7 protein-coding genes are annotated in these 11259 nt (G+C 75.0%); all 7 read right to left on the bottom strand.

Annotated features, from left to right (window positions below):
• Positions 1 to 72: 72 nt before the first annotated feature.
• The 7 genes from ACWC9T_RS28930 to infB all read right to left on the bottom strand — a co-directional run bounded on the left by ACWC9T_RS28930 (position 73) and on the right by infB (position 11156).
• Positions 73 to 1017, bottom strand: a complete 945-nt coding sequence (locus tag ACWC9T_RS28930) for a bifunctional riboflavin kinase/FAD synthetase (protein WP_449823989.1) — start codon at positions 1015 to 1017, stop codon at positions 73 to 75.
• Between the two features lie 65 nt (positions 1018 to 1082).
• The gene (locus tag ACWC9T_RS28925; protein ID WP_449823988.1) at positions 1083 to 4655 is read right to left on the bottom strand and encodes a serine protease; all 3573 of its coding nucleotides are present in this window, start codon (positions 4653 to 4655) and stop codon (positions 1083 to 1085) included.
• 211 nt (positions 4656 to 4866) lie between these two features.
• Positions 4867 to 5796 carry a tRNA pseudouridine(55) synthase TruB gene (truB, locus tag ACWC9T_RS28920; protein WP_449823987.1) on the bottom strand — a complete coding sequence of 310 codons (930 nt, stop codon included), beginning with the start codon at positions 5794 to 5796 and terminating at the stop codon, positions 4867 to 4869.
• A gap of 78 nt (positions 5797 to 5874) precedes the next feature.
• Positions 5875 to 6978 (bottom strand): DHH family phosphoesterase, encoded by a 1104-nt coding sequence (locus ACWC9T_RS28915; protein WP_449823986.1) that lies wholly within the window; start codon positions 6976 to 6978, stop codon positions 5875 to 5877.
• Between the two features lie 2 nt (positions 6979 to 6980).
• The gene (gene rbfA / locus ACWC9T_RS28910) at positions 6981 to 7424 is read right to left on the bottom strand and encodes a 30S ribosome-binding factor RbfA (RefSeq protein ID WP_396253426.1); all 444 of its coding nucleotides are present in this window, start codon (positions 7422 to 7424) and stop codon (positions 6981 to 6983) included.
• A 153-nt stretch (positions 7425 to 7577) separates the two neighbouring features.
• Complete coding sequence (locus ACWC9T_RS28905; protein ID WP_196949803.1) at positions 7578 to 7874, bottom strand: DUF503 domain-containing protein; 297 nt, start codon at positions 7872 to 7874, stop codon at positions 7578 to 7580.
• Between the two features lie 153 nt (positions 7875 to 8027).
• Entirely contained in the window at positions 8028 to 11156 is a 3129-nt protein-coding gene (infB, locus tag ACWC9T_RS28900) for a translation initiation factor IF-2 (RefSeq protein WP_449823985.1), read from the bottom strand.
• Positions 11157 to 11259: the final 103 nt, after the last annotated feature.

Here is an 11259-nt window from a genome sequence, read left to right as displayed (position 1 = left end):
GCTCGCCCTCGTCGATGAAGATCTCCGGGATGGGCTTGCCGGCCTGCGCCTCGATGTCGGCGTCGGGAGGGGTCAGGCCCCGTCCGTCAGCTCACGCGCGCGCTTGACGTCGTCGGCCATCCGGTCCAGCAGCGCGTCGACGGAGTCGAACTTCTCCATCCCGCGCAGGTAGGCCAGGAAGTCCACGGCCACGTGCAGTCCGTACAGGTCCAGGCCGACCCGGTCGATGGCGTACGCCTCGACGGTGCGGGCGGTGCCGTCGAAGGTCGGGTTGGTGCCGACCGAGATCGCCGCCGCCATCCGCTCGCCCTCGGCGGTCAGCCAGCCCGCGTACACCCCGTCGGCCGGGATCGCGCTGTGCGGCACGGTCTCCACGTTGGCGGTCGGGTAGCCCAGCTCGCGGCCGCGCTGCGCGCCCCGCACCACCTCGCCCTCGACCCGGTGCGGGCGGCCCAGCACCTCGTTCGCCCCGGCCATGTCGCCGGTCTCGACCAGCCGACGGGTCAGGCTGGAGGAGAACGGCTCACCGTCCCCGGCGGTGCCGCACACCTGCAGGTCGACCACCTCGACCTCGAAGTCGTCCGCCCGGCCCAGCTCGGTGAGCAGCGCGACGTCCCCGGCGGCCCGGTGCCCGAAGCGGAAGTTGGGGCCCTCGATGACGACCCGGGCGTGCAGCGCGTCGACCAGCACCTGCTCGGCGAAGGTCTCCGGGGACTCCTGGGAGAACTCGGTGGTGAAGGGCAGCACCAGCACCGCGTCCACGCCGAGTTCGGCGATCAGCTCGGCCCGGCGCGGGTGCGGCGCGAGCAGCGGCGGGTGGCTGCCCGGGCGGATCACCTCGCGCGGGTGCGGGTCGAAGGTCACCACGACCGCGGGGATGCCGAGTTCGCGGGCCCGCTCGACCGCCCGCCCGATGATCAGCTGATGTCCACGGTGCACCCCGTCGAACGAGCCGATGGTGACGACGCTGCGTCCCCAGTCACCGGGGATCTCCTCCAGGCCACGCCAGCGCTGCACCCGACCGCTCCTTGTTCCGTACGGCGCGTACCCTCGGTACGCTCAAACGCTCAAAACCCGAACCCCTATAGCGTGCCATGCGCCTGCCCCGGCTCAGGCACCGGAATGGGGGTTGAGCGCACCGGCGCACGCAGAGCCCGTGCGGGTACGGTCCGCTCGGCCTCGGCGGCGGCGTACTGCGGGTCGCGCCCGGCCGTCACCAGGGCCCGCATCCGGGCGAGTCGGGGGCCGTCCGGGGCGGTCGGCGCGACGTCCCGCGGCCACCGGGCGAGCAGCTGGGCGAAGGCCGCCGAGCGCCCGGCGCAGCGCACCAGCAGTTCGTCCGCGTCCGCCAGCCCGGGGGTCACCCGGGCCAGCACCGCGCGGGCCCGGGCGGGCTTCTCGGCCGCGCAGTGCTCGGCCAGGTGCTCGACGGAGGCGGTCAGCACCGCCGGGTCGGTCTCGGTGGCGAGCAGGGTGTCCAGCAGCTCGCAGCGCAGCGCGTCCGCCGCCGGGTCGATCACCGGGACGGAGAGCACCTCGGCGAAGGGCCGGCGGACCACCGCCGTACGGGCGGCCAGCGCGGCGCCCAGCAGCACCCGCAGCTCCAGCCGGGCGGCCGGGCCGTCGATCGCGGCCTGCGCGAGCTTGCGGCCCAGGTAGTCGACGGCGACCGGCCCGGCCAGCGCCGGGTGCCCTCGCAGCAGCCGGGCGGCCAGTTCGGCGCCGCACCGGGCGGCCACCGGGGTGCGGGCGTCGGCGAGCACCCGCAGGGTCTCGGCGGGGGCCGCGCCGGGGGCCGCCAGCCGGTCGGCGAGCGCGGCCAGCACGGGCTCCGGGTCGCTCTCCAGGGCCGGCGCCAGCGCCCGCGGGGTGAGGAAGGCGTCCCCGCCGACCCGGTGCAGGGCGAGCGCGGCAGCCAGGTGCTCGGCCCTGGTCGACGGGTCCCCGACCAGCAGGGCCAGGGCGGCGCCGTGCAGACCCGGTTCGTCCTCGCGGGCGAGCAGGGTCAGCGCGGTGAACCGCAGCAGTTCGGCCCCGGCACCGGCCGCGTACGGGGCGGTCCGCAGCGCGTGCACCGCGGCCGCGACGTGCCGCTCGGGCCGCCGGTCGTGGCTCCAGCGGTCCACCGCGCGGCACAGCGCGGACGGCTCCTCGGCGGCGAGCACGGTGAGCAGCGCGTCCGCCCTCGGGTGCGCGGCGTCGGCCAGCGCGTCGGCCAACTCGTCCAGGGCGAGCCGCCGGTGGGCGTACAGCAGGTCCTGGGCGAGGTCGGCGACGGTCCGTCCGGGGCGGCTCGGCAAACCGTTCGGATCGTCGAACCAGGCGCAGAGCAGCGGGAAGACCGCGACCGGGTCGGCGCGCAGCCGCCCGGCCACCGCGCGGAGGAAGCGCTGCTGCGGGCCGTCTGCGGTCACCAGGCGGCGCAGCAGGGCGAGTTCGGCCTCAACGGGCAGGCCGAGTCCGGTCCAGAACGCCGGGCCGAAGCGGGCCGCCCCTTCCAGCGCCTCCCAGCCGCCCGCGTCGGCCGCCCGTTCGGCGATCCGGCCGGCCAACTGATCCAGCAGCGCCCGGTGTTCGGTGGGGTCGGGACTGGCGGCCAGTCCGGCGGTGAGCAACCGGGCCGCCCACCAGGCGGGTTCGCTACCCGGCGGACGCAGGTCCAGCGCGCGCCAGATCCGGTGCAGCCACGCGTCCAGGGCGGGCGCGCCCCAGGTCTCGGCGACCCGGCGCAGTGCGGCGGCGACCGGGCCGATCCGGTGCCGGGGGACGGAGTTCGCCACGGCGGGCGGGGCCGGGGTGTCCTCGGCCTCGCCGAGCAGCAGCCGCAGCGCCGCGTCCAGGTCCAGGTGCAGGCCCTGCAGCCAGTCGGCGAACTCCCCGTGCGCGAAGCGGAATCCGGGCCCGGCGGGGACGAACAGCCCCTCGGCGAGCACCGCCGTGGCCCAGCCGCCGTCGACCGGGAACAGTTCCTCGAACGTCTCCCGGGCCAAGCCCCCCGGCTCCTCGCCGAGCATCCGCCGGGCCGCCTCGTGCACCCGCCCGGCCACCGCCGCCGCGAGCCGGCGCACCCGCCCCTGCCGCGGTCCCGCGGGCCGGGCGGCGCCCCGGCGGTGCGCGCCCGGGCGGCGCGGTCGGCCGTCCTCGGCCAGCCGCTGGGCCACCCGCAGGCAGCGCAGGTCCAGGTAGGCGCCGAACAGCTCGCTCCGGCGCACCGGTTCGTCGTGCAGGCCCTGCGTCCACAGTTCCCCGGCCAGCCGGACGGCCAGCGGGTGCCTGGCGTCCTCGGCGGCGGGCGGCCGGCCCGGCGGCAGCCCGTACCGGCGGCGCACCCGCTCGGCCGCCTCGGCCGGCAGCGGGCCGAGCCGGTGCCCGGCCAGGCTGGGCCCACCGGGGCCACCGCCGTCCATCCGGACGGTGGGAGCGCTGGCCAGGTCGCCGTCCGGGCCGGGCTCCGCCAGGTGCCGCGGGCCGTCGGCACCATTCCCCCAGGGCTCGGCGGCCAGCCGCTCCCAGAGCTCCTCGCCGCAGGCGGTCAGCAGCCGCGCCCCGCAGCCAGTCAGCCACTGCCCGGCGCCGCGCAGCCAGCGCGGGTCGAGTTCGGTCGGGGCCTCCTCGGGGCCGTCCAGGACCACCAGCAGCGGGCGTCCGGCCGCCGCGCAGAGCGCCGCAACCGGCTCGGGCGCGGGCGCCGGGGTGCCGAGTTCGGCCGCCGCGGCGGCGAGCGCCCGCTCCACGGGTTCGGCCAGCGAGCGGTCCTCGGCGCGCAGGTCGGCGCCGCGCAGCCAGAGGGTGGGCAGCGGCCGGGCGCCGCCGCGGCGGCGGGCGGCCAGCGCGGCCAGTTCGGTGGAGCGCCCGCTGCCGGGGGCGCCGACCAGGGCGGTGACGGTCGCCGTCGGCTCGTCCCCGGCCAGGCCGTCCGACCGGTCCACCCGGTCCGCGGCGAGCCCGGCCACCCGGTCCGGCCCGGCCCCGGCGGCGGCCAGCTGGGCGCCGGTCAGCCGCAGCACCCCGGCCAGGTTGAGCGCCGGGCCGTACGCGGGCACCGCCGCCGCGTTGCGTGCCAGCAGCCCCGCCAGCGCCTCGCCGACCACCGTCCCGCCCCCGGCGGGGACGGCCGGCAGCGCCCCGCCGTGCTGCGGGCCGCGCAGACAGGGCGCGGCCACCGCGACCACGGCGCCGCTGCGGGTGTCCAGCACCGGCGAGCCGGCCGGCACCGCGGCCCCGCCGACCGCTGGCACGTCCAGCAGCAGCACCCCGGCCAGCAGGTGCCCGCCGTACCCCGCGCCGCCGACTCCCAGCAGCCCGCAGCGCAGGACCACCGGTTCGTCCTCCCCGGTGAGCGCGGGCAGCAGCACCTCGTGCCCGGTCCCCACGGCGGCCACCGGCAGCGGCGGCACCGGCAGTCCGCCGACCGCGTCGGTGCGCAGCAGAGCGAGCCCGTGCTCGGGCAGCGGCAGCACGGCGTCCGGGCCGAGCATCCGGGTCTGCCCGCCGGGGGTGTGCAGGACGACCCGGTCCAGGCCCGCCACGGTCTCGTGCGCGGTCAGCACGCCGCCCTGCGGGTCGGCGACGAACCCTAAGCCGTGCAGGCGGCCGTTGAGGTCCCTGATCCGCAGCAGGTACCGCCCCGGATCGCCCTCCAGAAACCCCGGCATGAATGCCCCCTCGACCGTCGCTCACTCGCTGCCGGGAGCCTGCCCGCCGAGGCGGCGGCCCGACCGCTCCCGCGCCGGTCACCACGGTCTTTCACCTCGCGCGCTCCCTCGCAGGAGTGATCCCCCTGTTCGAGTGCAGGGCTCCCAAAGGGTGAAACGACGGTGAAACCCCCGCCGGGAGGACGGGGGTTTCACGAAGCTTGAAGTCGACTCAGCCGACGAACACCGCCACCGGCTTCGCCTGCCCGCCCTTCTCCTCGACCAGGGCGAGGAAGCGCCCGTCCGGCCCGAACACCGCGATCGGCCCGTCCACGCCCAGTCCGGGCGCCTTCAGCCGCGCGCCGTGCGAGAGCTTCTCCGCCGAGGCCTCGTCCAGGTCCCAGCGCGGGAAGGCGGCCGCCGCGGCCGCGGCGATCGGCAGCACCTCCAGCCCCGCGGCGGAGTCGCTGGTGACTGCGGCCTCGAGCTGCTCCAGGGTGCGCGCCGACTCCACCGAGTAAGGCCCGACCCGGGTGCGCCGCAGCGCGGTCAGGTGCCCGCCGACGCCCAGGTCGGCGCCCAGGTCTCGGGCCAGCGCCCGGATGTAGGTGCCGGAGGAGCACTCCACGGTCACGTCCAGGTCGATCACCGGCGTGCCGTCCTCGGCGACCGCCGCGCGCTGCTCGTGCACGATGAAGGAGTGGATCGTGGTCGGCCGGGCCTCCAGCTCGAAGTCCTCGCCCTCGCGCACCCGCGCGTACGACCGCTTGCCGTCGATCTTGATCGCGCTGACCTTGGACGGCACCTGCATGATCTCGCCGGTGAGCGTCGCGATCCCGGCGTCGATCGCCTCCCGGGTGACGGCGTCGGCCGGGGTCGAGGAGGTGACCTCGCCCTCCCGGTCGTCCGTCATGGTGGTCTGGCCGAGCCGGATGGTCGCCTCGTACGTCTTGGCGGTCAGCATCAGGTGGCCGAGCAGCCGGGTGGCCCGCTCGACGCCGATCACCAGGACGCCGGTGGCCATCGGGTCCAGCGTGCCGGCGTGCCCGACCTTCCGGGTCCCGGCCAGCCACCGCAGCTTGGCGACGACCCCGTGGGAGGTGATGCCCTCGGGCTTGTCGACGATCACCAGGCCGTCCGGGCCGGTGCCTTTGCGCTTCATCGAGTTCTTTCTCTAGACCAGCGATTGCCAGCAATTGATTCTGGGGGGGCGACATGCAGAAAGATCAACGCAGGGTGATCAACGAGGGGGTCGCAGCGCGCTCCGGAACCGCTCGACCACCGCGGCCACGTCCTCCCGGGCGCTGAACCCGGCCGCGAAGACGTGCCCCCCGCCGCCCATTTCGGCGCAGGCCGCAGCGACGTCCACCGCGCCCTTGGAGCGCGAGGAGCCGCGCAGGGTGCCGTCCGGGTCCTGCTTGAGCACCAGCGCCACCTCGGCCTCGGCCGGCCGGCGCAGGATGTCGATCAGCCCCTCGATCTCCTCGACCGTGACGCTGAACAGCGCCAGGTCCTGGTACGGCACCCAGGTCCACACCAGGCCCAGCCCGTCGGCCGCGTCCGGCTCGTAGACGGCCCGGTCCAGCGCGGCCGCGAGCACCTTGAGGTAGCCGAAGGAGGAGGTGTCCCACAGCTGCCGGGAGATGAGGTCGTGCCGGATGCCGGTGGCCAGCAGCCGCCCGGCGAGCTCGTGGGTCGCGGGCGTGGTGGCCCGGTACTTGAAGGAGCCGGTGTCGGTGGCGACCCCGGTGTACAGGCAGGTGGCCAGGTCCTGGTCGAGCTCGACGCCCAGCCGGCGCAGCAGTTCGTCGACCAGCACGGCGGTGGCCGGCGCGGTCGGGTCGATCAGCTGGTGGGTGCCGAAGCCCGGGTTGGAGGCGTGGTGGTCGAACACCACCAGGACGGGCGCGGCGAAGGCCTTGTCGTGCAGAAGCCCCAGTCGGCTCTGCGCGGCCACGTCGAAGCAGAGCACCAGCTCGGGCACGTCCGGCACCTCGGAGGCCGGCACGATCAGCTCCTGACCGGGCAGGAACGCCAGCGACTCGGGCACGATCTGCGGGTCGTCGCCGAAGGAGACCCGCACCTGCTTGCCGAGCGCCCGCAGCGCCAGCGCCGCCGCCAGCGAGGAGCCCAGCGCGTCGCCGTCCGGGCAGATGTGGCAGATCAGATCGATCGAACGGGCCCGCCCGATCTCCGCCACCACCTGCTGCCAGAGCAGCTCGAAGCCGCTCTCCTCGGCGCGCGGCCCCGGGAGCGCCGCGAGGGCACCCTCCACCGTGCTGGTGGAGGACGCCCCCGTGGTCGATCCGGCTCGCGAGGCGGCCTGAGCCGACTCACCCGCCATGACTACTCGTCCTCGTCGTCACGCTCGGACGCCGGCACCCGGTACGGGTCCGCGTCGCCGGCGTAGGTCGCCCCCGCGGCCTGGGTGCGCACGGCGGCGTCGGAGGTCCGGGCCCGGTCGAGCAGGTCGTCGATGTTCCGGGCGTTCTCCGGCAGCGCGTCCGCGACGAAGGTCAGCGACGGGGTGAAGCGCACCCCGGTCTGCTTGCCGACCTCGGAGCGGAGCACGCCCTTGGCGCTCTCCAGCGCGGCCGCGGTGGCCTGGCGCTCGGTGTCGTCACCGAAGACGGTGTAGAAGACGGTGGCCTCGCGCAGGTCGCCGGTCACCCGGGTGTCGGTGATGGTCACGAACCCCAGACGCGGGTCCTTGATCCGCCGCTCCAGGGTCTGGGCGACGACCACCTGGATGCGGTCGGCGAGCTTGCGCGCCCTTGCGGTGTCGGTCACGTTGCCTCCTCGTGCAGTGGGCCCGGCACCCGGGCGAGCTGCGCACCCGTCGGGGCCCACGCCCCAAAGTACCGGCCCGCGCCCGGCCTTGCGGGCGCTCTGGGTCCTGATCTGTGTGAGAACGGCGACTTCCGTCGACGGCCTCCACAGCGGTCATTCGTCGTCGTCGTTGTGGTATCTCCTCCTCGCGGAGAGGAGCTGCACCTCGGGGCGGCCGGCGACCAACCGCTCACAGCTGTCCAGGATCTCGGTGACGTATCCGGCGTCGCCGGACACCACCGCGAGGCCGATCTCGGCCCGGCGGTGCAGATCCTGGTTCCCGGTCTCGGCAGCGCACACGCTGTACTTGCGCTGCAGTTCGGCCACGATGGGCCGCACGATCGAACGCTTCTCCTTGAGCGAGTGGACGTCGCCCAGGAGCAGGTCGAAGGTGAGTGTTCCCACGAACATGTATGACAGGTCTCGCCGACCTGGAAGGCCTCGGGGGCGTACGGCCCGGAACCGGGCTGACGCCGCGACATCTGACTACCCCGGACCCTACACAGCGAGACCGGGGCCGGTCGACGGAAATACCACCCGTCGACCGGCCCCGGTGACCAGCGACTACGCGCGCGGCTTCTCGCGCATCTCGTAGGTCTCGATGATGTCCTCGACCTTGATGTCGTTGAACGACCCCAGGGTCACACCGGCCTCGAAGCCCTCGCGGACCTCGGTCGCGTCGTCCTTGAAGCGGCGCAGACCCTCGATCGAGAGGTTCTCCGCCACGACCTTGCCGTCGCGCAGCAGGCGGGCCTTGGCGTTGCGGCGGATGATGCCGTCGCGGACCAGGACACCGGCGATGTTGCCGAACTTGGAGGAGCGGAAGACCTCGCGGATCTCCGCGGCGCCGAGGCGCACCTCCTCGTACTCCGGCTTGAGCATGCCCTTGAGGGCGTTCTCGATCTCCTCGATCGCCTGGTAGATGACCGAGTAGTACCGGACGTCCACGCCTTCCTTCTCGGCCGCGGTACGCGCACGGCCTTCGGCGCGCACGTTGAAGCCGATGATGATGGCGTCCGAGCCCATCGCCAGGTCCACGTCGGACTCGGTGATGGCACCCACACCGCGGTGCAGGACCCGGAGCTCGACCTCCTCGCCCACGTCCAGCTTGACCAGGGCGTCCTCAAGGGCCTCGACCGAACCGGAGACGTCACCCTTGATGATGAGGTTGAGCTGCTCGATGGAGCCGGCGGCGATGGCCTTGTCCAGGTCCTCCAGGGACACCCGGACCCGACGCTGCGCGAAGGCGGCGTTGCGGTCGCGGGCCGAGCGCTTCTCGGCGATCTGGCGGGCGGTGCGGTCCTCGTCGACGACGATGAAGCTGTCGCCGGCGCGCGGCACCGAGGTCAGACCGAGCAGCAGCACCGGGCGGGACGGGCCGGCCTCGGAGAGGCTGTTGCCGTTCTCGTCCAGCATCGCGCGGACGCGGCCGTAGGCGTCGCCCACGACGATCGAGTCGCCGACGCGGAGCGTACCGCGCTGCACCAGCACGGTCGCCATGGCGCCGCGGCCCTTGTCCAGGTGCGCCTCGATGGCGATACCCTGCGCGTCCTGCTCCGGGTTGGCCCGCAGGTCCAGCGAGGCGTCCGCGGTCAGGACCACGGCCTCCAGCAGCTGGTCGATGTGCAGACCCTGGCGCGCGGAGATGTCGACGAACATGGTGTCGCCGCCGTACTCCTCGGCCACCAGGCCGAACTCGGTCAGCTGACCGCGGACCTTGGTCGGGTCGGCGCCCTCGACGTCGATCTTGTTGACGGCGACCACGATCGGCACACCGGCGGCCTTGGCGTGGTTCAGCGCCTCGACCGTCTGCGGCATGACACCGTCGTTGGCCGCGACCACCAGGATCGCGATGTCGGTGGACTTGGCACCACGGGCACGCATGGCGGAGAACGCCTCGTGACCCGGGGTGTCGAGGAAGGTGATCGGACGCTGCTCGCCGTTCACCTCGGTGACCACCTGGTACGCACCGATGTGCTGGGTGATGCCACCGGCCTCGCCGGCCACCACGTTGGACTTGCGGATGGCGTCCAGCAGGCGGGTCTTACCGTGGTCGACGTGACCCATGACGGTGACGACCGGCGGGCGCGGGGCCAGCTGGTCCTCGTCGCCCTCGTTCGCACCGAAGTCGATGTCGAACGACTCCAGCAGCTCGCGGTCCTCGTCGTCCCGGCTGACGATCTCCAGCTGGAAGCCCATCTCGCCGGCCAGCAGCTCGAGGGTCGCGTCGGAGACCGACTGGGTCGCGGTGACCATCTCACCGAGGTTGAACATGACGGAGACGAGCGCGGCCGGGTTGGCGTTGATCTTCTCCGCGAAGTCCATCAGCGAGGCGCCGCTCGACAGGCGAACCGTCTGGCCGTTGCCACGAGGCAGCATCACACCGCCGACGGACGGGGCCTGCATGGCCTCGTACTCCTGGCGCTTCGCCCGCTTCGACTTGCGACCGCGAGCCGGGCGACCACCCGGACCGCGACCGAAGGCGCCCTGCGTGCCACCACGGGCACCCGGGCCACCGGGACGACCGCCGAAGCCACCGGGACGCGGGCCGCCGAAGCCGCCGCCGCCACCGGGAGCACCGCCACCCGGACGCGGGCCGCCGAAGCCGCCGCCGCCGGCCGGACGCGAGCCCGGACCGGCCGGACGACCCTGGAAGCCGGGACGGGCACCGCCCGGAGCACCCGGACGACCGCCGGGGCCACCCGGACCACGGCCACCCGGACCCGGACGCGGGCCAGCCGGACGCTGCGGCATCATGCCGGGGTTCGGACGCGGCATGCCGGACGGGGTCGGGCCGCCGGGACGCGGCGCGGCCGGACGCGGCATGCCGTCGGGACGGGGGGCACCACCCGGACGCGGAGCACCGGCACCCGGCGCACCGGCCGGACGCGGACGGTCGCCACCCGGACGCGGAGCACCGGCACCCGGCGCACCGGCCGGACGCGGACGGTCGCCACCCGGACGCGGAGCACCGGCACCCGGCGCACCGCCCGGACGCGGACGGTCGCCACCGGGGCGCGGACGGTCGCCGCCCTGGGCGCCCGGAGCACCCGGACGGCCACCCGGCGCGCCCGGACGGCGGTCGCCGGGGCGGGCCATGCCGGTCGCGCTGCCCGAGGTGAACGGGTTGTTGCCCGGACGCGGGCCAGCCGGACGCGGGCCCGGACGGGCGCCGCCGCCGGCCTGGGCGGCCGGACGCGGGGCCTGGGCGGCCGGACGCGGGGCGTCACCGGCCGGAGCCGGCGAGGAGAACTCGGCCGCGGGCGCGGCCGGGGCCGCCGGAGCGGCGGGACGCGCGGCCGGGCGCGGGCCCGGGGTCGGCGCGCCCGGACGCGGGGCGGCGGGGGCGGCCGGCGCGGCGGGAGCCGATCCGGCGGCCGGACCTGCGGTCGGTGTGGGACGGGGACCAGGGGCCGCGCCAGGGCGCGGACCCGGGGTCGGGGCACCCGGCTTGGGTGCACCCGCGGCACCTGCCGCGGGCTGGGGCGCCGCGGTCTTCCGCGGGCCCGGCTTGGCAGCGCCACCACCGGTGGGGGCCACACCAAGCGCGTCAGTCAGCTTGCGCACGACCGGCGCCTCGATCGTCGAGGACGCCGAACGGACGAACTCACCGAGCTCGGTGAGCTTGGCCATGACGGCCTTGCTCTCCAAGCCAAGCTCCTTGGCGAGTTCGTAAACCCGGACCTTAGCCACTTCACTCCTGTCTATGAGTCCGGGGGTCTCGTCCGCCGGACTGTCGCTACTTCATGGGCGTACCCATCGCGTACTCATCGCGTACTCATCGAGTGCTCATCGC

Source organism: Kitasatospora sp. NPDC001159, from assembly GCF_053598235.1.
The sequence above is the reverse complement of the archived record's forward strand: the minus strand, read 5'-3'. Positions and strand labels throughout refer to the sequence as shown.